The 22,264-nt window shown below is 72.3% G+C and carries 19 protein-coding genes; 10 read left to right on the top strand and 9 right to left on the bottom strand.

Annotated features, from left to right (window positions below; translation table 11 throughout):
* Positions 1 to 4: 4 nt before the first annotated feature.
* The gene (ssd, locus tag AMK19_RS01850) at positions 5 to 1,105 is read right to left on the bottom strand and encodes a septum site-determining protein Ssd (RefSeq protein WP_073807482.1); all 1,101 of its coding nucleotides are present in this window, start codon (positions 1,103 to 1,105) and stop codon (positions 5 to 7) included.
* A 678-nt stretch (positions 1,106 to 1,783) separates the two neighbouring features.
* Between ssd and AMK19_RS01845 the strand changes: the two genes are divergently transcribed.
* Positions 1,784 to 2,584 (top strand): HAD family hydrolase, encoded by an 801-nt coding sequence (locus tag AMK19_RS01845; RefSeq protein ID WP_073808310.1) that lies wholly within the window; start codon positions 1,784 to 1,786, stop codon positions 2,582 to 2,584.
* Between the two features lie 458 nt (positions 2,585 to 3,042).
* Here the strand turns inward: AMK19_RS01845 and AMK19_RS01840 are convergent, their stop codons facing one another.
* Complete coding sequence (locus AMK19_RS01840; protein ID WP_073807480.1) at positions 3,043 to 3,924, bottom strand: oxidoreductase; 882 nt, start codon at positions 3,922 to 3,924, stop codon at positions 3,043 to 3,045.
* Between the two features lie 245 nt (positions 3,925 to 4,169).
* On the opposite strand from AMK19_RS01840, the gene AMK19_RS01835 reads away from it, so the two are divergent.
* Both AMK19_RS01835 and AMK19_RS01830 read left to right on the top strand, forming a co-directional pair.
* On the top strand, positions 4,170 to 5,156 hold the full coding sequence (locus tag AMK19_RS01835; protein ID WP_073807479.1) for an ATP-binding protein: 987 nt from the start codon (positions 4,170 to 4,172) through the stop codon (positions 5,154 to 5,156).
* A gap of 372 nt (positions 5,157 to 5,528) precedes the next feature.
* A complete protein-coding gene (locus tag AMK19_RS01830) occupies positions 5,529 to 7,883 on the top strand; it encodes a SulP family inorganic anion transporter (RefSeq protein ID WP_083646430.1) in 2,355 nt (784 codons plus the stop codon).
* A 96-nt stretch (positions 7,884 to 7,979) separates the two neighbouring features.
* On the opposite strand, the gene AMK19_RS01825 is transcribed toward AMK19_RS01830, so the two are convergent.
* Positions 7,980 to 8,501, bottom strand: a complete 522-nt coding sequence (locus tag AMK19_RS01825) for a hypothetical protein (protein WP_073807477.1) — start codon at positions 8,499 to 8,501, stop codon at positions 7,980 to 7,982.
* 308 nt (positions 8,502 to 8,809) lie between these two features.
* On the opposite strand from AMK19_RS01825, the gene acs reads away from it, so the two are divergent.
* From acs to AMK19_RS34910, 5 genes are all read left to right on the top strand, one after another.
* Positions 8,810 to 10,762, top strand: a complete 1,953-nt coding sequence (gene acs / locus AMK19_RS01820; RefSeq protein WP_073807476.1) for an acetate--CoA ligase — start codon at positions 8,810 to 8,812, stop codon at positions 10,760 to 10,762.
* A 228-nt stretch (positions 10,763 to 10,990) separates the two neighbouring features.
* Positions 10,991 to 12,280, top strand: coding sequence for a Na+/H+ antiporter NhaA (nhaA, locus tag AMK19_RS01815; protein ID WP_073807474.1), 1,290 nt, complete (start codon positions 10,991 to 10,993; stop codon positions 12,278 to 12,280).
* Between the two features lie 125 nt (positions 12,281 to 12,405).
* The gene (locus tag AMK19_RS01810; RefSeq protein ID WP_073807473.1) at positions 12,406 to 12,882 is read left to right on the top strand and encodes a phage holin family protein; all 477 of its coding nucleotides are present in this window, start codon (positions 12,406 to 12,408) and stop codon (positions 12,880 to 12,882) included.
* A 99-nt stretch (positions 12,883 to 12,981) separates the two neighbouring features.
* On the top strand, positions 12,982 to 13,929 hold the full coding sequence (locus AMK19_RS01805) for an alpha/beta fold hydrolase (RefSeq protein WP_073808308.1): 948 nt from the start codon (positions 12,982 to 12,984) through the stop codon (positions 13,927 to 13,929).
* Between the two features lie 130 nt (positions 13,930 to 14,059).
* Positions 14,060 to 14,254: a hypothetical protein gene (locus tag AMK19_RS34910; RefSeq protein WP_241844195.1), complete on the top strand. Its 195-nt coding sequence runs from the start codon at positions 14,060 to 14,062 to the stop codon at positions 14,252 to 14,254.
* 103 nt (positions 14,255 to 14,357) lie between these two features.
* On the opposite strand, the gene AMK19_RS01800 is transcribed toward AMK19_RS34910, so the two are convergent.
* The gene (locus tag AMK19_RS01800; protein ID WP_073807471.1) at positions 14,358 to 15,059 is read right to left on the bottom strand and encodes a metal-dependent hydrolase; all 702 of its coding nucleotides are present in this window, start codon (positions 15,057 to 15,059) and stop codon (positions 14,358 to 14,360) included.
* Positions 15,060 to 15,184: 125 nt separating this feature from the next.
* Positions 15,185 to 16,369 carry a MarP family serine protease gene (locus AMK19_RS01795; RefSeq protein WP_073807469.1) on the bottom strand — a complete coding sequence of 395 codons (1,185 nt, stop codon included), beginning with the start codon at positions 16,367 to 16,369 and terminating at the stop codon, positions 15,185 to 15,187.
* Positions 16,370 to 16,514: 145 nt separating this feature from the next.
* Here AMK19_RS01795 and AMK19_RS01790 point away from each other — a divergent pair, with 145 nt between their 5' ends.
* The gene (locus tag AMK19_RS01790) at positions 16,515 to 17,321 is read left to right on the top strand and encodes a DUF4389 domain-containing protein (protein WP_073807468.1); all 807 of its coding nucleotides are present in this window, start codon (positions 16,515 to 16,517) and stop codon (positions 17,319 to 17,321) included.
* A 7-nt stretch (positions 17,322 to 17,328) separates the two neighbouring features.
* Here the strand turns inward: AMK19_RS01790 and AMK19_RS01785 are convergent, their stop codons facing one another.
* The 4 genes from AMK19_RS01785 to AMK19_RS01770 form a co-directional block, all read right to left on the bottom strand.
* Positions 17,329 to 18,024 carry an NUDIX hydrolase gene (locus tag AMK19_RS01785; protein ID WP_073807466.1) on the bottom strand — a complete coding sequence of 232 codons (696 nt, stop codon included), beginning with the start codon at positions 18,022 to 18,024 and terminating at the stop codon, positions 17,329 to 17,331.
* Complete coding sequence (gene nth, locus AMK19_RS01780) at positions 18,021 to 18,896, bottom strand: endonuclease III (protein WP_241844194.1); 876 nt, start codon at positions 18,894 to 18,896, stop codon at positions 18,021 to 18,023. Before nth ends, AMK19_RS01785 begins: the two co-directional genes overlap by 4 nt.
* A gap of 109 nt (positions 18,897 to 19,005) precedes the next feature.
* Positions 19,006 to 20,433 carry an MFS transporter gene (locus AMK19_RS01775; protein WP_073807465.1) on the bottom strand — a complete coding sequence of 476 codons (1,428 nt, stop codon included), beginning with the start codon at positions 20,431 to 20,433 and terminating at the stop codon, positions 19,006 to 19,008.
* A 94-nt stretch (positions 20,434 to 20,527) separates the two neighbouring features.
* A complete protein-coding gene (locus AMK19_RS01770; RefSeq protein ID WP_073807463.1) occupies positions 20,528 to 21,472 on the bottom strand; it encodes a hypothetical protein in 945 nt (314 codons plus the stop codon).
* A gap of 501 nt (positions 21,473 to 21,973) precedes the next feature.
* Here AMK19_RS01770 and AMK19_RS01765 point away from each other — a divergent pair.
* The gene (locus AMK19_RS01765; protein WP_073807462.1) at positions 21,974 to 22,246 is read left to right on the top strand and encodes a heavy-metal-associated domain-containing protein; all 273 of its coding nucleotides are present in this window, start codon (positions 21,974 to 21,976) and stop codon (positions 22,244 to 22,246) included.
* Positions 22,247 to 22,264: the final 18 nt, after the last annotated feature.

Genomic DNA, 22,264 nt, shown 5'->3' with positions numbered 1-22,264 from the left:
CTCCTCAGGCCGCCACGACGGGCGGCATCGCTTCGGTCAGGAATCGCCCGCAGAACCGGGCCAGCGGCCCGCCGTCCCGCAGGCCGGGCGGGGCGCCGCGTTCGGCGTCCAGGGCGAGGCCGGGCTCGGGGGCGAGCTCCCCGGCCAGGCGCAGTTGCAGGCCGCGGGCGATGTCGGCGGCGGTGAGGCCGGACGGCCCGGGGGTGCGGACGACGGCCCGTAGGTCGGCGAGCCGTATCCGGACGGCTGCGGCGACCCGGTCGGCGGCCGCCAGCGCGCGCAGTTCGGCGGGGACCACGAGCAGCCCGGTGTCGGCCTGTTCGAGGGCCTGGGCGGCCGCCGCATCGAGGTGTCTGGGCAGGTCGAGGACGACCAGCCCGCCGCGTCGGCGGGCGGCGGCCAGGACGCTGCGCATGGCTTCGGCGGGGATGGTCAGGGTGTCGGAGCGGTCCCAGGACAGGGCGCTGAGCCGGTGTAGTTCGGGCAGTGCCTTGGCGAGCTCGGTGCCGCTGATCCGGCCGCGCGAGGCGGCCAGGTCGGGCCAGCGCAGGCCGCCGGTCTGTTCGGCGCCGAGCAGGACGTCGAGTCCGCCGCCGAGCGGGTCGCCGTCGATCAGCATCGTGCGGTGCCCGGCCCCGGCGGCGCGGACCGCGAGCGCGCAGGCCAGCGTGGAGGCCCCGGCGCCGCCGCGCCCGCCGAGCACGGCGACGGTGAGCGCGGGCGGCCCGACGCCTTCGGTGGCGTCCGCGATCCGGTCGAACAGCCAGGACTGCGCGTCGGGCAGGAACAGCACGTGCTCCGCGCCGAGCCGGACGGCGCGGACCCAGATCTCGCCGTCGTCGAGGTCGAGCCCGAGCAGCAGCACGCCGGGACGACGGGGCAGATCGGCGCACCGTTCGGCGAGGTCGTCGCCGACCAGCACCAGTGGGGCGTTCTCCCACAGCCGGGCGGGCGGTGGGGCGCCGCTGAGCAGCCGTGGTTCGGCTCCGGCGGCGGCGCACAGGCGGGTGAGTTGCTCGGCGAGGTTCTCGTCAGCGGTGAGGATCAGCGGGCCGAGCGGGGGCTCGGGGCCGGTGGCGTGCGGGTCGGTGAGGAATGCGGACAAGGCGGGCCTCCGCGTGGTGCGGGACGGGTCTGACGGCGCGTCGGACGCGGCGGCCCGGGTGGGCCGGCGCGGCGTCGCGGACACCACGGTGGGGGACGGCGCGGAATGTGTCAGCGGAGTTCGCAATGCCTGTGGATAACCCGCCCCTGTGGATAACCGGACTCACTCGGACGGGGGTCAAATCAGTTCGGAATTGACGCATCGGGTATACCGATATGACGTTCGATCCACTACGGAGCGTGACAAATCGATGGGGTGCAAAGAACCCTCGACAGCGACTCGGAAACCGCTGGAGCGCCCCCCTGAACCGCCCGTCACGCCACTCCCTGGAGGCTCAATTGCCTAGGAAAATGGCCCCGGACATGCGACGACCCCCGCCGGGGGGGAGAGCGGGGGTCGTCTATCCACGGCCCGGCTCGGGGGGGAGGAGCCGGACCGGGTTAGCACGGTCGCGCGAACGATCCGTGACTTCCATGGTGTACCCGACCGCCCAGAAACACAAACCCGCACGCCTCCGGGTCCACCGAATGGCCGCCTGTTTTGCCGGTCCCTCTATCCTCGGTTCCCGTGGACACCACCGAGAACGCCGACTTCGCCGACCGCGGTGCCGACTCCGACGCACCGGACTCCACCGAGCCCGTAACGGACACCACAGCGCCCGCCCGACCCGGGTACGGCGTGCCGCGGACCGCCGCCTTCTTCGACCTCGACAAGACGATCATCGCCAAGTCGAGCGCACTCGCCTTCAGCCGCCCGTTCTACCAGGGCGGCCTGATCAACCGCCGCTCGGTGGTGAAGAGCGCCTACGCCCAATTCGTCTTCCTGGTCGGCGGTGCCGACCACGACCAGATGGAGAAGATGCGGGCCTACCTGTCGGCGCTCACCCGGGGCTGGAACGTCCAGCAGGTGCGGGAGATCGTCGCAGAGACCCTGCACGGCATGATCGACCCGATCATCTACGACGAGGCGGCCTCGCTGATCGAGCAGCACCACGCGGCCGGGCGGGACGTGGTGATCGTCAGCAGCTCGGGCTCCGAGGTGGTCGAGCCGATCGGCCAACTGCTGGGCGCCGACCACGTGATCGCCACCCGTCTGCACGTCGAGGACGGCCGCTACACCGGCGAGATCGAGTACTACGCGTACGCCGAGAACAAGGCCGCCGCGATCCGCGAGCTGGCCGAGCGGGAGGGCTACGACCTCGCCAACTGCTATGCGTACAGCGACTCGTCGACCGACCTGCCGATGCTGGAGACGGTCGGCCACCCGGCTGCGGTGAATCCGGACCGGGCGCTGCGCAAGGAGGCGGTGGCGCGCGAGTGGCCGGTGCTGGTGTTCAGCCGGCCGGTCGAACTGACGCGTCGACTCCCGGAGTTCCGCGCACCGAGCCGTTCGGTGCTGGCCGCGGTGGCGGTCGGCGCGGCGGCGCTGACGGCCGGGGTGCTCTGGTACAGCGCGCGGCGGCGGCGCCCGACGACCTGAGCCGCGAACCGCGCAGTGCCGGGCGGAACGGTCCTGCACGGGGCAGCGGTTCGCCAAATCGGACAAACCACACGGGAACCCGGCAAACCTAGATTTTCCGGGTTCCCCTTCCGTCTGATCTGCGGTAGAAATGGATTAGGCCCGCGAGACCCGGTCAGGACCCAACAGGGTCGTTCCGACAACGCAGTTCAGGCCCCACGGACCCCACGCACGGACAATCGGGCACCCACATGCAGCCGACCCGCTGTCGGGCCGCCGCACCAGGCGAAGGGCAACAGGATCCCGCCTGATGGGCAATGAACGGTGCATGCACTGGTAACCCGGTCTCCGTGCCAGCGGCGACGCCCGGAAGTCTCGGACGTCGCCGCAACCATGTGGGCCGCAACCGCGCGCACCGACCGGGTGAGCCCCGACCGCGTGCGCGGAGTCGGCGCAACCGCGCCGGGGCTCCTGCCGGTTCAGACCATGCCGCGCTGCATCGCCTCGCACACCGCGGTGCTCTCCCGGACGCCCAGGCCGAGCCCGGTGGCGCAGTGGCGGAGCCAGCGGGCCATGCCCTCGGGGGTGCCCTCCAGGTAGCCCAGCAGCGCCTGCCGGTAGGCGGCGGTGCCGAGTTCGGCGAGACCGACCTCGGCGGGGCAGATCGCCTTCGGGTCGAGGCCCTCGGCGGTCAGCACGATCCGCTGGGCGGCGCGGGCGACCAGGCCGTTGTAGGTGCCGAAGGGGCGCAGCGCGAGCAGTTCGCCGTGCACGACGGCGGCGACCACTAGGGCGGGCGCGCCGCCGGTGGGGCGTTCGGCGCGGGCGGCCAGCAGCCCGGCGAGCTGGTCGAGGCGGGCGGCCACCTCGTCGGCGGGTGGCGGCGGCGGGAGTTCGCCGACCGGGCCGTCGGGCGCGGCGCCCTCGGTGGCGGCGAGTTCGCGCGGAAACAGCGGTGCGGTGCTCTCCCCGGGGTGGCGCGGGCGGCCGGCGGACGGGTCGGCGTCGCCGACGGCGAGCAGGTGGAGGCGGGCCAGCACCTGGAGCGGGGAGGTGCGCCAGACGCTGAGCAGTTGGCCGGCCTCGGCGGAGAGGCGCAGGGCCGCGCCGATCGTGCGGGCCTCGGGGTCGGCGCCGAAGTCGGTGCGGCGGCGGACTTCTTCGAGCGGCCAGTCGGCGCCTTCCAGGGCGGCGGAGGCGCGCGCGCCGCGTAGTGCGGACTCGGACGTCACCTCGCCCGCCCGGCGTCGCATCACGCGGTGTCCGTAGAGGCGGTCGACGTTCTTGCGCACCTCTGCGACGGCCTCGGGGACCCCGGACAGCTGGGTCAGCGGGGCGAGCGGGTCTGTTCCTGTGGTCACCTACCCGAGAGTAATGAATCGACGGGGCAACCGGGCAGCAACCCCTGGGTCACCCTTTCGTGGCAATCCGCCCTTCCCCCATGTGCGACACCCCAAACCACCGCTAGCATGAGCCGCAATCGGTGACGATAACGATTTCCAACAAGCGTCCACCGCGACAGTGGTGCCACCGCACCCCCGCGGCAGCGCGCGGCGAACAGAGCCATGCACCACAGAGCTACAGAGCCACAGAGCCGGAGACTCAGATGAAGATCGCCTTCGTCGGCAAGGGCGGCAGCGGCAAGACCACCCTGTCCGCACTGTTCATCCGCCATCTGGCCGCCGCCGGCTGTCCGGTGGTCGCCGTCGACGCGGACATCAACCAGCATCTGGGCCCGGCGCTGGGCCTGACGGATGCCCAGGCCGCAGCGCTGCCCTCGCTCGGCGCGCACCTGCCGGAGATCAAGGAGTACCTGCGCGGCGCCAACCCGCTGATCCGCTCCGCCGAGGAGATGATCAAGACCACCCCGCCCGGCCCCGGCTCCCGGCTGCTGCGGATCGTCGAGGAGAACCCGGTCTACGCGGCCTGCGCCCGGCCGATCGCGCTGGACGAGGGCTCGGTACGGCTGATGGCGACCGGCGCGTTCACCGAGGAGGACCTCGGGGTGGCCTGCTACCACTCCAAGGTGGGCGCGGTGGAGCTGCTGCTCAACCACCTGCTGGACGGCCCGGACGAGTACCTGGTCACCGACATGACGGCCGGCTCCGACTCGTTCGCCTCCGGCCTGTTCACCCGCTTCGACCTGACCTTCCTGGTCGCCGAGCCGACCCGCAAGGGCGTCTCGGTGTACCGCCAGTACAAGGAGTACGCCCAGGACTTCGACGTCCACCTGCGGGTGATCGGCAACAAGGTGCAGAGCCCGGACGACCTCGAGTTCCTGCGCCGGGAGGTCGGCGACGACCTGTACGCCGTGTTCGGGCACTCCGACTGGGTGCGACGGCTGGAGCGCGGGGACGAGCCGCCGCTGCGCGCGCTGGAGCCGGCCAACCGCGAGGTGCTGGGCCGGCTGCGCACCGCCGCGGACGCCGCCCACCCGCTGCGCGACCCCGGCCGCTACAGCGCCCAGGCGGTCCGCTTCCACCTGCGCAACGCGGAGAGCTGGGGCAACGCCAAGATCGGCGCGGACCTGGCCACCCAGGTGGACCCGGCCTACGTGCTGGGCGTCGAACAGGCCCGGACCGCCGGAGTCTGAGACCGCACCTGCCCCGAGGGGCCGACCCGTCCTGCTGGACGGGTCGGCCCCTCGGCGTTTCACCGCATTCCCGGTCGGTTCGGGTACCACACGATGTGGTGAAAAGCCCTTTTTGCGCTACCACCCGACGCACACGCTGTGCAAAGGTCTCATTACTCTCGGTTTGCCAAGTCTTGAACCCGGATCGCCACTGGCCGTCGCCGCGCCGTCCGGGCCCCGCGCGGCCACCCATCGTCCGGTCGCCCCCGACACGCCCGCTGCGACCCGCGACAGCCGATCCGGCCAAGAGACCCGAGAGATCAGAGAGACCCCACCACCGGGCGCGGCTGCGTCCGCTCCCCCGGAAACCACCGGAAGAAGACGGGAAGAGACATGCCCCTCGACATCTCCAGCGCCCCCATCGCCTCCGACACCACGGACCACGCCCCGCCGCCCGGGGTGGCCGCGCTGGCCGGGCGGCGGGTGCGCGCCCTGCTGGTGCACGACCTGCCGGCCTCGCTCGCGGTGTTCCTGATCGCGGTGCCGTTCTCGCTCGGCATCGCGTTGGCCACCGGCGCGCCGCTGACGGCCGGTCTGGTCGCCGCTGCCGTCGGCGGGTTGGTGGCCGGGCTGCTCGGCGGCACCCATCTGCAGGTCAGCGGGCCCTCGGCCGCGCTTACCGTGGTCACCGCCGGGGTGATCGCCCAATACGGCTGGCAGATCGCCTGCCTGGTGACGGTCGCCGCCGGGCTGCTGCAACTGCTGCTCGGCTCGCTGCGGGTGGCCCGCGCCGCGCTCGCGGTCTCCCCCGCCGTGGTACACGGCCTGCTGGCCGGGGTGGGCCTCACCGTCGCGATCGCCCAACTGCACGTCATCCTCGGCGGCTCGCCGCAGAGTTCGGCCATCGCCGACCTGCGCTCGCTGCCCGCCGAGCTGGCCGGCCCGCACCCGCCCGCGCTGATGGTCGGCCTGCTCGCGCTCGCCGTGCTGTTCGGCTGGCCGAAGCTCGGCCGGCTGCCGGGCCCGGTCGGCCGGGTCGGCGCCCGGCTGGCCCGGCTGCCCGCCGCACTGGTCGCGATCGCCGCCGCCACCACACTCTCGCTGATCGCCGAACTGCGGCTGGCCCGGGTCGAACTCCCGGTCTGGGAGCACCACCAGTTCTTCTCCCCACCCTCGCCGGGCGTGCTGGCCGGTCACTGGGCGGCGCTGCTCGGCCTGGTGCTCACGGTCGCCGCGGTGGCCGGCGTCGAGTCCCTGTTGTCCTCCGTCGCCGTCGACCGGATGACCCGCCGGGTCGGCGACCTGGATCGTGAACTGCGCGCCCAGGGCGTCTCCAACCTGCTCTCCGGGCTGCTCGGCGGGCTCCCGGTGGCCGGCGGCGCGGTGCGTTCCACCGCCAATGTGCAGGCCGGCGCGGCCACCCGGGCGTCCGCGGTGCTGCACGGGTGCTGGGTGGCGGTCGCGGCGCTGGTGCTGACGGCCGGGCTGCGCCGCATCCCCCTGGCCGCGCTCGCCGCGCTGGTGCTGGTGGTCGGCGTGCAGATGGTGAGCTTCGCGCACATCCGGCGGGTGCACCGGCATCGCGAGTTCCCGGTCTACCTGGCCACCGTGCTCGGCGTGGTGCTGCTCGGTGTCCCGCTCGGGGTGGTCCTCGGCGGTTCGGTCGCCGTGCTGCTCGCCCTGTACCGGCTGACGCGGGCCCATGTCGAGGTGGTCGCCGAGCCGGACGGCTCCTGCACCGTCCGCACCCACGGCCCGCTGACGTTCGTGGCCGTCCCCCGGCTGAGCCGGGCGTTCGCCCGGATCCCCGCCGGCACCCGGGTGACGGTCCGGCACGACGGCTCCTTCCTCGACCACGCCGCGTTCGAGGCGCTGCACGCCTGGCGCGCCGACCACCAGGCCACGGGGGCCCAGGTCTCCATGTCGACGGACCATCAGGCCCAGGAGGTGCTCGATCCCGACGGCACCGTCCTGGTCGAGGATGCCCCCGGCGCGCACCGCTGCAGCGCGTGGACGCCCTGGGTCGGCCACCACTGCATCGAGCCGAGCGCGGACGATCCGCACGTCCGGCTGCTGCACGGCGTGCGCGGCTTCCAGCAGCACACCGCCCCGCTGGTCCGCCAGGAGCTGGCCCGGCTGGCCCGCGACGGTCAGACGCCCTCACAGCTCTTCCTCACCTGCGCGGACTCCCGGATGGTCACCAGCATGATCACCAGCTCCGGCCCGGGAGACCTCTTCACCGTCCGCAATGTCGGCAACCTGGTACCCGCCCCCTACGAACCGGGCGCGGCGGACGACTCGGTGGCCGCGGCCGTGCAGTACGCGGTGGAGGTGCTGGAGGTCACCTCGATCACGGTCTGCGGGCACTCCGGGTGCGGCGCGATGAAGGCCCTGCTGGACGGCGTGACGGAGCAGCCCGGGCCGCCCACCGCCCTGGCCCGGTGGCTGCGCAACGGGCGCGGCTCGCTGGCCCGACTGCGGCGGGCCCCGGCGGAGTTCGAGGGCCGCGCGGCGGCGGACGTGGTCGAGCAGCTGTGCATCACCAATGTGGTGCAGCAGCTCGACCAGTTGATGGCCAATCCGGCCGTCGAACGCCGGGTCGCGGACGGGTCGCTGCGGCTGGTCGGCATGTACTTCGATCTGGCCGCCGCCCAGGCCTATGTGATGGACCGTCAATCCAAGTGTTTCGCGCCGGTGCACGCGGAGGCCGGGCAGACGCCGGGGCCGGAGACCGAGCTGGCGGCGTGACCGGCCGCCCGAAGGGCGAACCGGGGAGGGCCGACCGACGGTCGTGAAGAAGGAACAGGGGCGCGTGGAGAGTTCTCCAGCGCCCCTGGTTGTGCGTCAGCCGCCGGTGCGGCGGGTGAGCAGGTTGGCCAGGTCCGCCGGGGTGACATAGCCGGACCAGCGATGGTCGTCGAACAGGTGGACGCCGGCGTCCCGGTAGCACTGGTCGACGAGTTGCGAGCAGATCATGTGCTTGGTGGAGGCGACGTACTTGCGCAGCGGCGGGCCCGCGGGAAGGTGCAGGCGGTGCGCGCCGAGGGCGAGGTAGTCGGCGAAGGAGTAGGGGGTGCCTATGTAGGAGCGGGCAGCGGTGGTGACGGCGGTGCGCTGGTCGTCGGTGAGCGGTATGCGGTCGGTGGACCAGAGCACGTGTCGTCCGTCGTAGTTGCCGAGCGGATTGAGTGCCGCGCCGCCAGGTTGGGCCTCGACCAGGAGGCCGTCGCCGACGAAGACGAAGGCGTGTTCGTAGTCGGAGAATCCGTCGCCGTTGAGGAATTGGCCGATCCGGATCAGGCGGCCGGTGCGTCCGTCCATGGGGACGACCGCGAAGTCGCCGGGCCGGGGTGAGGTGTCGGTCATGCAGAACCCCCGTCACTGTCGCGTACGGTGATGGGTTGCGTACCGTCAGTGGAGTACCGGGGCGGGGGGTCGTCAAGGTGCTGTGCGGGATTGATCCGACCCGGGGGCGGGAAGGCGTCGGGAGGACCGGGCGAGCGACACCGGAGGCGTCCATCGGGGGCGCGGCCTGCTGCCGATCAAAGGTCTACACCAATTTTCCGGAGCCTCTTGTCAACACGGCTCTTGGCCTGGTGAGCTGTGCGCTGGGACACACGGGACCATCCTCCGCACGAGGTTCCCGGTATTTGAGACTCGATGAGGAGTGCGCGTTGAGCAACGAGAGCCTGGCCAACCTGCTCAAGGAGGAGCGGCGCTTCGCCCCGCCCGCGGAGCTCGCCGCCTCCGCCAACGTCACCGCCGACGCCTACACCCAGGCCTCCGAGGACCGGCTGGCCTTCTGGGCCGAGCAGGCCCGTCGGCTGAGCTGGGCGGTCGAGCCCACCGAGACCCTGGACTGGTCGAACCCGCCGTTCGCCAAGTGGTTCGCGGACGGCAAGCTCAACGTGGCGTACAACTGCGTCGACCGCCACGTCGAGGCCGGCAACGGCGAGCGGGTCGCGATCCACTTCGAGGGCGAGCCGGGCGACAGCCGGGCGATCACCTACGCGCAGCTGAAGGACGAGGTCTGCAAGGCGGCCAACGCCCTGCAGGCGCTCGGCGTGGCCAAGGGCGACCGGGTCGCGATCTACCTGCCGATGATCCCCGAGGCGGTGGTCTCGATGCTCGCCTGCGCCCGCATCGGCGCCGCCCACTCGGTGGTCTTCGGCGGCTTCTCGGCCGACGCGGTGGCCTCCCGCATCACGGACGCGGACGCCAAGGTGGTGATCACCGCCGACGGCGGCTACCGCCGAGGCAAGCCGTCCGCGCTGAAGCCGGCCATCGACGAGGCGCTGACCAAGGTCGACGGCGTGGAGAACGTCCTGGTCGTGCGCCGCACCGGCGAGGAGGTGGCCTGGACCGAGGGCCGCGACGTCTGGTGGCACGAGCTGGTCGACGCACAGTCCGCCGAGCACACCCCCGAGGCGCACGACGCCGAGCAGCCGCTGTTCATCCTGTACACCTCGGGCACCACCGGTAAGCCCAAGGGCATCCTGCACACCTCGGGCGGCTACCTGACCCAGGCCAGCTACACCCACCACGCGGTGTTCGACCTGAAGCCGGAGACCGACGTCTACTGGTGCACCGCCGACATCGGCTGGGTCACCGGCCACTCGTACATCACCTACGGCCCGCTCTCCAACGGCGCGACCCAGGTGATCTACGAGGGCACCCCGGACACCCCGCACCAGGGGCGGTTCTGGGAGATCGTGCAGAAGTACGGCGTCACCATCCTCTACACGGCGCCCACCGCGATCCGCACCTTCATGAAGTGGGGCGACGACATCCCGGCCCGCTTCGACCTGTCGAGCCTGCGGGTGCTGGGTTCGGTCGGCGAGCCGATCAACCCGGAGGCGTGGGTCTGGTACCGGGAGCACATCGGCGCGGGCAAGACCCCGATCGTCGACACCTGGTGGCAGACCGAGACCGGCGCCATGATGATCAGCCCGCTGCCGGGCGTCACCGAGACCAAGCCGGGCTCCGCCCAGCGCGCGCTGCCGGGCATCTCCGCCACCGTGGTGGACGACGAGGCCCGCGAGGTGCCGAACGGCTCCGGCGGCTACCTGGTGCTGACCGAGCCGTGGCCGTCCATGCTGCGCACCATCTGGGGCGACGACCAGCGCTACATCGACACCTACTGGTCGCGGTTCGAGGGCCGCTACTTCGCCGGCGACGGTGCGAAGAAGGACGAGGACGGCGACATCTGGCTGCTCGGCCGGGTGGACGACGTGATGCTGGTGTCCGGCCACAACATCTCGACCACCGAGGTCGAGTCGGCGCTGGTCGGCCACCCGTCGGTGGCCGAGTCGGCGGTGGTCGGCGCGACCGACGCCACCACCGGCCAGGCGATCGTGGCGTTCGTGATCCTGCGCGGGTCGGCCTCCGACAGCGCCGACCTGGTCGCCGAGCTGCGCAACCACGTGGGCAAGACGCTCGGCCCGATCGCCAAGCCGAAGCAGATCAACGTGGTCTCCGAGCTGCCGAAGACCCGCTCCGGCAAGATCATGCGCCGTCTGCTGCGCGACATCGCCGAGGGCCGCGAGGTGGGCGACACCACCACGCTGGCCGACTCCTCGGTGATGAACCTGATCCAGTCCCAGCAGTCGGCGAGCAACGAGGGCTGACCTTCCCTCAGCCACCGGGCCGGGCCCGCTCCGTGAGACATCGGAGCGGGCCCGGCCCGTTGTCGTTCCCCCGGGAACGAATCCTCATAAAGTAAGACAGAACGACATACCTCTTGCCGCGCCCCGTAGGATGTCAAGGAACCATCAAGGTTCTGAGGCGCGCCGGGAAGTCTGGTCGGCACTGCACCACCCGTGTGTCCGCATGCCGCCCGCCTCAGGAGGTCCCCCGTGGCCAGCCCGTCCAACGAGCGCCGTCAGTTTCTCGGCCTGCTCCCGCTGCCCGAACGCCGCTTCCTCGCGGACGCCCTGCGCACCGAGACGGTCGGCGGAATCCTGCTGCTGGGCGCCGCGATCGTCGCGCTGATCTGGGCGAACGTCTGGCCGCACGCCTACGAGACGGTGCGGGGGCTGACCTTCGGCCCGTCCGCACCGCTGCACCTGGACCTGCCGCTGGAGGCCTGGGCGCAGGACGGGCTGCTGACGATCTTCTTCTTCGTCGCGGGCATCGAGCTGAAACGCGAATTCGTGGCCGGGGAACTGCGGACGCCGAGTGCGGCGCTGCTGCCGGTGGTGGCGGCGGTGTGCGGTGTGGTGCTGCCGGCGGTGCTGTACACGGTGGTGAACGTGGTCGGCGACGGGCATCCGGCGGGCTGGGCGATCCCGACGGCCACCGACATCGCGTTCGCGCTGGGCGTGCTGGCCGTGGTGGGCAGTCATCTGCCGTCCGCGCTGCGGGCGTTCCTGCTGACCCTGGCGGTGGTGGACGACCTGATCGCGATCCTGATCATCGCGGTCTTCTACTCGTCCGGGATCACCTTCTGGGCGCTGGGCGCGGCGCTGGCGGGGCTGGTGCTGTTCTGGTTCCTGCACCGGCGCGGGCTGGGCCGCTGGTGGGTGCTGGTGCCGCTGGGCGTGGTGATCTGGGCGCTGATGCACGAGAGCGGCGTCCACGCGACGGTGGCCGGTGTGGCGATGGGCCTGATCCTGCGCTGCCACCGCGAGGAGGGCGAGGAGCGCTCCCCCGGCGAGCACGTCGAACACCTGGTGCGGCCGCTGTCGGCGGGGTTCGCGGTGCCGATGTTCGCGCTGTTCGCGGCGGGTGTGCCGGTGTCCGCGAAGGTGCTGGGCGAGGTGTTCACCGAGGCGGCGCCGCTGGGCATCGTGATCGGCCTGCTGATCGGCAAGTCGGTGGGCATCTTCGGCGGCACCTGGCTGGCCGCCCGCTACACCAGGGCCACCCTGAACCCGCAGCTGACCTGGTCGGACATGTTCGCGCTGTCCACCGTGGCGGGCATCGGCTTCACGGTGTCGCTGCTGATCAGCGATCTGGCGTTCGTCGACGACCCGCATTTGGCGGAGCTGTGCAAGGAGGCCGTCCTGGTGGGTTCGCTGACCTGCGCGGTGGTCGGCACCCTGCTGCTCAAGCGCCGCAACCGGTACTACCGGCAGCTGTGCGAGGACGAGGACCGCGATTCGGACGGCGACGGCATCCCCGATGTGTACCAACGCCGACGGTGACACGCCGTCCGCCGGGGACCCGGAGTGGTGCCCGACTCACCGGTAGGGGCATGATGCTGAGCTGACACCGGTGCGTGACGCACCCTCAGCACGCCGAACGCCCAGCCCCCGAAATGGAGACGCCGATGGCCGCAGGAGCCACCAACCCGAACGGCAACGGCCGCATCCCGCACGAGGGCGAGCGCACCGTCGGCGAGCTGTTCGCCGCAGCCTCCGCCGAGCTGTCCAGCCTGGTGCACGACGAGATCGCGCTGGCCAAGGCCGAGATCAAGGCGGACGTGGTGCGCGGCGGCATCGGCACCGCGGCCGGCGTGGTGGCCGGCGTGGTGGCGCTGGCGTCGATCCCGATGTTCTCGTTCGCCTTCGCCTGGGGCCTGCAGGCGCTCGGCATCACCACCGGCTGGTCCTTCGCCATCGTCGGCGGCGCGTACGTGCTGATCGCGCTGCTGCTGGCGTTCATGATGATCCGGTACTTCAAGAAGGTCCGGAAGCCGGAGCGCACCCTCGCCGGTGCGCAGGCCACCGCGCAGGTGCTGAGGAACGCCAGGCCGCGACCGGCCACCAAGGAGGAGATCGACCGGGCACTGGGCCGGATCCAGTGACCGACCGCCGGTAACGGTTTGCGTCCGGGTGCGAGTGCCGGGCAGGTACGGAGGGCGCGGGTATGACAGGCTGCGGGTATGTCGTTGGACCAGAAGCCCGTGGATGAGCCCGCCTCCGTTCCCGTCCGGCCGGCTGCCGGGGAGCCGTGGAGCGTCCGTTCGGCCGGGCCCTGGACGCACCGCGATCTGGCCGCGAACGGCGCGCGTTTCCACATCGCCGAGATCGGCGAAGGGCCGCTGGTGCTGCTGGTGCACGGCTGGCCGGAGTACTGGTGGGCGTGGCGGCACCAGCTGACGGCGCTCGCCGAGGCGGGCTTCCGGGCGGTTGCGCTGGACCTGCGCGGGATGGGCGGCTCGGACCGCACCCCGCGCGGCTACGACCCCGGCAACCTGGCGCTGGACATCACCGGCGTGATCCGTTCGCTGGGCGAGCGTCAGGCGCACCTGGTGGGGCACGGCACCGGCGGCACGCTGGCCTGGGTGGCCGCGGTGATGCGTCCCTCGGTGATCCGCAGCCTGACGGTGGTGTCGGCCGCGCACCCGCGGCACCTGCGGCGGGCGCTGCTGACGGACCGGAAGCAGATCGCCGCGTTCGAGCACGTGCTGGGCTTCCAGCGGCCGTGGATCCCGGAGCGCCGGCTGGTAGCGGACGACGGGGCGCTGGTGGGCGACTACCTGCGGGCCTGGACGGGGCCGAACATGCTGTCCGAGGAGGCAGTGGCCTCCTACCGCCAGGCGATCCAGGTGCCGAGCACCGCGCACTGCTCGATCGAGCCGTACCGCTGGCTGATGCGCTCGATGGCGCGGCCGGACGGCATCCAGTTCGCGCGCAGGATGAAGAAGCAGATCACCGCGCCGGTGCTGCACGTGCAGGGCGCGTCCGATCCGGTGCTGCTGTCGCGGACGGCGTTGGGGGCGGGCGAGTTCGTCTCCGCGCCGTACCGGTGGCGGCTGCTGCCGGGGGTGGGGCACTTCCCGCACGAGGAGGTGCCGGAGGAGTTCGCGACGGAGCTGATCGGGTGGGTCAGGCAGCACAAGGACGGCTGACTTCCCGGCGTCAACACCGGTGTGCTTCCTGAGACTTGACGACGTTCATATGACAAGCGCATAAGCCAGTCGCATGCCGCCAGGGCGGTTACTCCGGGCGGCCCCAGGGAATCCCTCCGGTATGACCTGGATGCCCGATCGAGAAGCCCAGCCGCGCCGAGGCCGCCGTGGCAGCAGCAGCTCGCAGCAGCACGTTCCGCAGCCGGAGTGGCCCTACCAGCCCGCCGAGCGGACGCCACGCAGCACGGGGTACCGGCTCGGCATTCCAAAGATCATCGGACGGCGCGCCCGCTGGGTCGGCGCGAGGCTGCGCCGGGAGGGCTGACAGAGCCTGTCGGCACGGAACCCGGGCGGGAGCGAACGGACCGGCGCAAAAGCGGAGGGAGCACCACCCCGGTGGTGCTCCCTCCCGTGTCGGCGAAGAGGTCTCAGCCCAGCACGGTCGGCGAGATCGCGGTGGACCAGAGCAGCAGGCCGAAGGTCGCCACCGTCATCACCGGGACGAGGATCTTCGTCTCCATGTCGTTGCCGGTGCGCTTGATCAGGACGATCTCGTAGCGCTCCTTGTGCGGCCACAGCAGCGGCGAGCCCTGCTTGGTCAGGCAGTCGCCGAGCAGGTGCGCCAGGGTGCCCAGGGCCACCGCGTAGGGCAGCCAGCCCGGGGCGTTGGGCAGCCAGGTAAGCATGCCGAAGGTGCCGAGCGCGGCCAGGCCGACCACGGTGATCCAGGACACCGCTCCGTGGCCCGGCGGGTGCAAACGCAGCGCCTTGATCGCCATGGCGAGCAGGAAGAAGCTCAGCCCGATGGTGAAGTACCGGCCCAGGAAGGTGATGCCGGCCCAGCTGCCGCCGCCCATCAGGGCCACGAACAGCAGTGAGTGGGTGGCGTGCCGGTGGCCGCCGGAGGCCCAGGCGACGAAGCGGCACAGCATCTTGGAGACCGGGCCGAGGAAGTTGGCGATCGTCCCGTCGTGGTGGTCGAGGTCCGGCAGCAGCGCCGCGCCGGCGCACAGCACGGTGCCCATCAGCACGTCGGCGGGCGTCAGGTGCATCCCCATCAGCGGTGGGACGAACGGCGCGGTGGCCGCGAACAGCAGCGCGCCGCTGACCGCGTGCGAGTGACCCATCATGACGTGTGTCGAACCTCTCCCGTCGAGCTCCGCCGGGGCGGCCCGGCTGGGCCGTTCGGGTGAGCTCGGCCGACGCTACCAGGCGAGGCCGACGGGTCGTCAGAGATTGCCCGGCGGGCGGCCGGTCAGAGCGCGCAGCCCTCGGTGTCGACCTTGCCGGAGGCGGCGGCGCCCTGGGCGACGTCGTCCTTCACCTCGTCGGCGGTCAGCACGTAGCCGGTGTCGGGGCTGTCCAGGGACTTGGCGAACACCACGCCGTACACCTGGCCGTCGGGAGTGAGCAGCGGACCGCCGCTGTTGCCCTGGCGGACCAGTGAGCGGATCGAGTAGACGTCGCGGACCACCTGGCCGCGGTGGTAGATGTCCGGGCCGTTGGCCTGGATGCGGCCGCGGATGCGGGCGGGCTGGACGTTGAACGCGCCGTTCTCGGGGAAGCCCGCGACGATCGCCGAGTCGTTGCTCCGGGCCTCGCCGGCGAAGGTCAGCGGCGGGGCGTTCAGCCGGGGGACGTCCAGCACGGCGATGTCGCGCTGCCAGTCGTAGCGGACGACGGTGGCGTCGTAGAGCTGGCCGATGCCGCCGATCTGCACGGTCGGCTCGTCGACGCCGCCGACCACGTGCGCGTTGGTCATCACCCGGTGCGGGGCGAACACGAAGCCGGAGCCTTCGAGGGTCTTGCCGCAGGAGGGGGCGGTGCCCAGCACCTTCACCAGGGAGCCCATGGCCCGGCGGACGCCGGCGCTGCCGGCCAGGGCCGGGTCGGGCGGCTCCACCTCGGTGATCGGCTCCTGCTCGAACGGGTTGAACACCTGCGGGAAGCCGTTGCGGGCGAGTTCCTTGCTGAAGTCGGAGAACCAGTTCGGGGCGTCGGGCGGCAGCGCCGCCTGCACCGATCCGAGCACCGCGGAGTTGCGCACCTGCTTGGAGACGGTGGGCAGCGAGGTGCCCGCCAGCAGCAGGCCGATCAGCCAGGCCACCAGCAGCATGGACAGCACGTTCACCAGCGAGCCGCCGACGGCGTCCAGGATCTTGACCTTGCCGCGGCCGATCCGTCCGCGCAGCTTCCAGCCGAAGTGGGTGGTGATCGCCTGGCCGACCGCGGCGAGCAGGACCACCCCCACGACCGCCACCACCGAGGCCGTGGTGCCCTGGGAGAGGTGACGCAGGAGCAGCGGCAGCAGCTGGACCGCGATCAGGCCGCCTCCGAGGAAGCCGAGCACGGAGAGCACGCCCACCACGAAGCCCTGCCGATAGCCGGAGACGGCGAAGCCCAGTGCGGCGGCGATCAGCAGGAGATCCAGGACATTCACCCGGATACCCTCCCACGTCCCACCGGGCGGGGGACACCGGCCGCCGGTGGTCGCCCGATCGGGTCAGCCCGGCAGGCACCGCGCCCGGGAAGGTTGCGACTGTCTGACCATCCGGACAGCTGACGAGGGATCAGGGAGTCGTGTCATGGAACAGCCCAGGTGGGACGTGCCGGTCGTGGACCGCACCGAATTCCGGCCCGCCCTGGACCTCCCGCCGTCGGCACGCCAGAACCGGTTGACCGTGCTGCTGCGACTGCTGCTGCTGATCCCGCAGTTCATCGTGCTGTGGCTGCTGTCGATCGTGGCGTTCGTGGTCGCGGTGATCGGCTGGTTCGGGGCGCTGTTCGGCGGTCGGCTCCCCCGGTTCGCCGCCGAGTGGCTCGCCGGATTCGTGGCGTACGACACCAGGGTCTACGCCTCGATGCTGCTGATCGTCGACCGCTATCCGCCGTTCCGCTTCCAGGCGCCCGAGCACCCGGTGCGGATCGAGCTGCGGCCCGGCGAGCCGCTGAACCGGCTCGCGGTGTTCTTCCGGCTGGTGCTGGTCGTTCCGGCGGCGATCGTCCAGGGGCTGTTGCAGGCCGGCTGGTGGACGGTGTCGGTGATCCACTGGCTGGTGGTGCTGATCATGGGGCGGATGCCGCAGGCGCTGTTCGAGGCCACCGCCGCGGTGCTGCGGTACCGGATGCGGTTCCAGGCGTACCTGCTGATGCTCACCTCCACCTACCCGAAGGGCGTGTTCGGCGACCCGCCGAACTCCGAGCCGGAGCGCTCCGCGACCCGGCCGCTGGTGCTGACCGGGGCCGCGAAGGCGCTGCTGGTGATCTACCTGGTGCTCGGGGCGGCGTCCTGGGCGGCGGGCTCGGCGAGCGACCAGTGGCAGTCCGAGGACGACAACCCCTACACCGGGGACGTGGTCTCGACGCTCGCCCCGCTGCCCGTCGGGCGCTGAGCGGCGGTCAGGAGCCGGAGCGCAGCGACAGGGCCACGGCCTCCTCGGAGAGTTCGACGGTGCGGCCGCCGTCCCAGGGGCGTTCCAGGCCGCTGAAGTGCAGCACCCGGTCGATCACCCCGGCGGTGAAGCCCCACACCAGTCGGCCGGCCACCTGGAAGGCGGGGCCGGTGAACCCCGACGGGTGGCGCAGCCGGGCCCGGTTCGCCGGGTCGGTGAGCTCCGTCAGCGGTACCCGGAACACCGCGCCGGTCTCCGCCGGGTCGACCACCGCGACCGGCGACTCGCGCCGCCACCAGCCGAGCACCGGCGTCACCACGAAGCCGCTGACCGGGATGTACAGCGCGGGCAGGCGGGCGAACAGTTGCACGCCGGACGGGTCGAGGCCGGTCTCCTCGGTGGCCTCGCGGAGCGCCGCGGCGAGCGGGCCGGTGGTGGCCGGGTCGCCGTCCTCCGGGTCCAGCGCGCCGCCCGGGAAGGACGGCTGGCCGGCGTGCGAGCGCAGGCTGCGGGCCCGTTCGATCAGCAGCAGGTCGGGGCCGGTCGGGCCCTCGCCGAACAGCATCAGCACTGCGGACGGGCGGCCGCCCTCGGCGGGCGGCAGGAAGCGGCTGAGCTGTTCCGGCACGGCGCGTTCGGCGGCGTCGCGCACCGGTAGCAGCCAGTCGGGCAGGCCGTCCCGGAGCACCGCGGGTTCCGTCATTCCTGGCCTCCGGCGTTCTTGCGGGCCGCCCGGACCGCGTCCGGGGCGGTGTCGGGCAGTGGGTGTCCGGCCGCGACCTCGGCGCGGGCCGCGACCTCGCCCGGGAAGTCGGCCGGGGGGCGCAGGCGCTGGCCGGGCTGCCCGGCGAGCTCGTACTTGAGCAGCTTGCGGGCCTGGTCGGGGTCGGTCTCGCCGATGCCGTACGAGGGGCAGAGCGGTGCGATCGGGCAGGCCCCGCAGGCGGGTTTGCGGGCGTGGCAGACACGGCGGCCGTGGAAGACCACCCGGTGCGAGAGCATCGTCCACTCCGACTTCGGGAAGATCGCCATGACGTCGGCCTCGACCTGCTCCGGGTCCTCGGCGGTGGTCCAGCCGAAGCGGCGGGCGAGGCGTCCGAAGTGGGTGTCGACGGTGATGCCCGCCCCGCCGAACGCGTTGCCGATCACCACGTTGGCGGTCTTGCGGCCGACGCCGGGGAGGGTGACGAGGTCCTCCAGTTTGCGCGGGACCTCGCTGTCGTAGCGGTCGCGCAGGGCGATCGACAGGCCGATCAGCGACTTCGCCTTGGCGCGGAAGAAGCCGGTGGGCCGGATGATCTCCTCCAGCTCCTCCGGGACGGCCGCCGCGAGGTCCTCCGGCGTCGGGTACTTCGCGAACAGCGCCGGGGTGGTCTGATTGACCCTCAGGTCGGTGGTCTGCGCCGACAGCACGGTCGCCACCAGCAGCTGGAACGGCCCGTCGAAGTCCAACTCGGGGTGCGCGTACGGGTACAGCTCCGCCAGTTCACGGTTGATCTTCCGGGCCCGACGCACCATCCCCAGGTGCGTCTCGGGCTTCTTCCGCCCGGTCTTCGCGACCTTGCTCTCTGCCATGCACGAAGGCTACGCCGATCCGCGAGGCCCACGGCCGCTTTGCGTGGGGGACGACGCACTGCCCGGCGCTCCGTCGGGGAGCGTCGGGCGGTCGGTGCGGCGGGACGGGTCAGGCGGCGGCCTCCGCGGGCTCGGCGGCGGGGGCCGGGGTGCGCAGGGTGAGCAGCGAGGCCAGGGCGCCGAGCAGGGCCAGCGCGGCGGCGCCGACGAAGGCGGCCGAGAAGCCGTGGGTCAGGGCGACCGGGTCGCCGAGTTCGCGGGAGCCGTTGGCGGCGGCGACGGCGGTCATGGCGGCCAGGCCGAGGGCGGAGCCGACCTGGTACGAGGTGTTGACGATGCCGGAGGCGAGTCCGCCCTCGGCGGGGTTCGGGACGGCGAGCGCGGTGCCCAGCGACGGGATGAAGGCGAGCGCCATGCCGACGGCGGCGAGCAGCGAGGCCGGCAGGACGTCGACCGCGAAACTGCCGTCCGGGCGGGCCAGCGACAGCCAGTACATGCCGGCGGCGAGCGCGGCCAGGCCGGAGACGATCAGCGGCTTCGGGCCGAAGCGGGCGATCAGGCGAGGCGCCAGGACGATCATCATCACCATGATCGCGGCGGTCATCGGCAGCAGCGCCGCACCGGAGGCGAAGGCCTTCAGGCCGAGCACCTGCTGCAGGTAGAGGTTGAGGAAGAACCACATCGGGATCCAGGCCGCCGCCATCAGCAGCTGCGCCAGGTTGGCACCGGCCAGATTGGGGCTGCGCCAGATGCCGAGGCGCATCAGCGGCTCACTGCGGCGGGACTGGACGGCGAGGAGCGCGGCGATCAGCAGCAGGCCGGCGGCCAGCACCAGCCAGGTCTGCGCGGAACCCCAGCCGATCTCGGGGGCCCGGACGATCGCGAACACGGTGACGGCGAGGCCGGCGGTGACGGTGATCGCGCCCAGCCAGTCGATCGAGCCCCGGCGGCCCGCGGCGGCGGGCATCACGGACGGGCTCATCGCGAGCACCAGCAGCGCCACCGGGAGGTTGATCCAGAACACCCACTCCCAGCTGGCGTACTGGGTGATCAGGCCGCCGAGGAAGACGCCCGCGGTGCCGCCGGCCGGGGCGGCCGCGCCGTACAGGGCGAAGGCCTTCGGCAGTTCGGTGGGGCGGCCGCCGAACAGGGTCATCAGCAGGGTGAGCGCGGCCGGGGCGATCAGTGCCGAACCGGCGCCCTGGGCGGCGCGGCCGACCAGTTCGACCCAGGCGGTGCCGGCCAGGCCCGCCACCAGGGAGCCGACGGCGAGGACCGTCCAGCCGGCAGCGAAGACGCGCTTCGCGCCGAGCAGGTCGGACAGGCGTCCGCCGAGCAGCAGCAGGCCGCCGAAGGCGATCACGTAGGCGTTGAACACCCAGGACAGGTTCTCCTGCGAGAACCCGAGCGCGGACTGCATCTTCGGCAGGGCCACGCCGATGATCGAGGTGTCCATGATGACCATGAACTGGGCGAGGGCGATCAGGGCGAGCGCCGTCCAACGGCGCGGTGCGGGTGGTGCGCTGAGGTCGGACATGGCCGGGGGCTCCTTGGTCACATACCGGGAGGGGGTATGCGCGAGACGTGGGTGTGCGCGGGGGTTTCCCGCGCGAGAGGGGTGGAGCGGCGGATCAGTGGTGGTGCGCGGGCTCGGTGGGCGCGGGGGTCGGGGCGTTGTCCGCGCCTGCGCCTGCGCCTGCGGTGAGGGTGAAGGCGGCGGTGTGGACGGTGCCCGCGTGCTGGAAGTCCAGGAACAGGCGGTAGTCACCGGCGCTGGGCGCGGTGGCCGTGAAGTCGACCTCCGGGCCGGGCTCGGTGACGCCGTCCCCGGGCTCGCCGTCCGGGTGGACGTGCAGGTAGCCGAGGTCGCCGGCGCGCAGCACCACCAGGTGGCCGTAGGCGGCGAGGTACGGGTCGAGGTCGTCGACCGGGCGACCGTCCTTCGACACCGCGAAGGCGAGACGGCCGGCCTTTCCGGCCGCCAGGTCGCCGGTGAGGGTCACGGTGTAGCCGTCGACGGTCACCGAGCGGCCGGTCTGCGGGAGGGTGGCGGGCCGGTAGTCGCCGGTGGCGTGCAGGTCCGCGCCGAGGGTCAGCGACTCGGTCTCGGCGGCCGGGACGAAGTCGGCGAACAGGCGGTAGTCGCCGGCCTTGGCGATGTCCGCCGGGACGGTCCAGGTGCCGTCGGCCGCACGGACCGGGTGGAGGTGCTGGAACGAGGTCAGGTCGCGGCTGGCGACGATCAGGTGCAGTTCCTTCTCGTGTGCCGGCTTGTACGCGGTGAGCGGGCGCCCGTCCGGGGCCAGCACGCGGAAGCTCAGTCCGGTCGGGCCGGCGGCCGGGACGATCGTGCGGTCGAGGCTCAGGGTGTAGCCGCGGTCGGAGACCTGCAGGCCGCCGACCGGGTGGTCGTCGTGGCCGGCGTGCTCGTCCTGCGCGGCGTGACCGGCGGTGTCGTGGGCGTGTCCCGCGGCCGGGGTCGGGGTGCGGCCGACCGCGTGGCCGACTCCGTAGGCGGCGCCGAACGCGAGGGCGAGACCCGAGGCGAAGACGGCGACCTTGAGTGCGGTGTTCATGGCGGACTCCCTTTGGGTGGGTGGGGTGCCTGGCGACACGACGGAGTAGATACCCCCTGGGGGTATGTGTCAAGCGTGACAGAGCCCTCCCGGAGGGGCGGCCGGAGGGAAAGGCGAGGTCAGGGCGGGCGGAAAAATCTCGCACCGTTCGGGAGGAGCGCGGCCGCGCGCAGGCCGCGGAGGGGAGGGAAATCGCAGGCCAGGGCACAGGCAGGCCGAAAGGGGCTTCGCGCCCGCCAGGAGGGGCGCGGTCACGTGCAGGCCATTGAGGCGCCGCGAGGCTCGGGGCTTCGCCTTCCGCCCCGCACAGTTCCCCGCGCCCCTGGCGCGCACGGGAGAGCCGGGGGGAGGGCGAGGGAGCACAGGTCGGGCGATCCGTCGGGGCGGGGTGGGGGCCGGCGGGGGTGGGGGTGCTTGCGTTGCATACCCCCTGGGGGTATAAATGGAGTCGCCGGGAGGGATACCCCCTCTGGGTATCGAGAACGACGACGGAGGAATCCCATGTCCTGCTGCTCCAGCGACGGCACCTGCTCCACCACTGTGACCGTCGACGCGCCGGCGGCCGTGACCAGCGTGTTCGCGGTGTCGGGGATGACCTGCGGGCACTGCGAGAAGAGCGTCGGCAAGGCGATCGGGGCCCTTGAGGGCGTCCGGGCCGTGCAGGTGGACGTGAAGAGCGGGCTCGTCACCGTCGGGTCGACGGTCGAGCTCGACGACGAGACGGTGCGTGCGGCCGTCGACGAGGCCGGCTACGAGCTGACCGGCCGCGCCTGAGAGAGCTGAGCCCGGCCG

Source organism: Kitasatospora sp. CB01950, from assembly GCF_001905465.1.
Classification (GTDB): Bacteria; Actinomycetota; Actinomycetes; order Streptomycetales; family Streptomycetaceae; genus Kitasatospora.
The sequence above is the reverse complement of the archived record's forward strand: the minus strand, read 5'-3'. Positions and strand labels throughout refer to the sequence as shown.

Coding starts and splice junctions, on each gene's coding strand:
- AMK19_RS01835 (WP_073807479.1), top strand. CDS start 4,170: ATGAAGATCGCCTTCGTCGGCAAGGGCGGCAGCGGCAAGACCACCCTG.
- AMK19_RS01810 (WP_073807473.1), top strand. CDS start 12,406: ATGGCCGCAGGAGCCACCAACCCGAACGGCAACGGCCGCATCCCGCAC.
- AMK19_RS34910 (WP_241844195.1), top strand. CDS start 14,060: ATGCCCGATCGAGAAGCCCAGCCGCGCCGAGGCCGCCGTGGCAGCAGC.
- AMK19_RS01775 (WP_073807465.1), bottom strand. CDS start 20,433: ATGTCCGACCTCAGCGCACCACCCGCACCGCGCCGTTGGACGGCGCTC.
- AMK19_RS01785 (WP_073807466.1), bottom strand. CDS start 18,024: ATGACGGAACCCGCGGTGCTCCGGGACGGCCTGCCCGACTGGCTGCTA.
- nth (WP_241844194.1), bottom strand. CDS start 18,896: ATGGCAGAGAGCAAGGTCGCGAAGACCGGGCGGAAGAAGCCCGAGACG.
- AMK19_RS01800 (WP_073807471.1), bottom strand. CDS start 15,059: ATGATGGGTCACTCGCACGCGGTCAGCGGCGCGCTGCTGTTCGCGGCC.
- AMK19_RS01825 (WP_073807477.1), bottom strand. CDS start 8,501: ATGACCGACACCTCACCCCGGCCCGGCGACTTCGCGGTCGTCCCCATG.
- AMK19_RS01770 (WP_073807463.1), bottom strand. CDS start 21,472: ATGAACACCGCACTCAAGGTCGCCGTCTTCGCCTCGGGTCTCGCCCTC.
- AMK19_RS01790 (WP_073807468.1), top strand. CDS start 16,515: ATGGAACAGCCCAGGTGGGACGTGCCGGTCGTGGACCGCACCGAATTC.
- AMK19_RS01765 (WP_073807462.1), top strand. CDS start 21,974: ATGTCCTGCTGCTCCAGCGACGGCACCTGCTCCACCACTGTGACCGTC.
- AMK19_RS01830 (WP_083646430.1), top strand. CDS start 5,529: ATGCCCCTCGACATCTCCAGCGCCCCCATCGCCTCCGACACCACGGAC.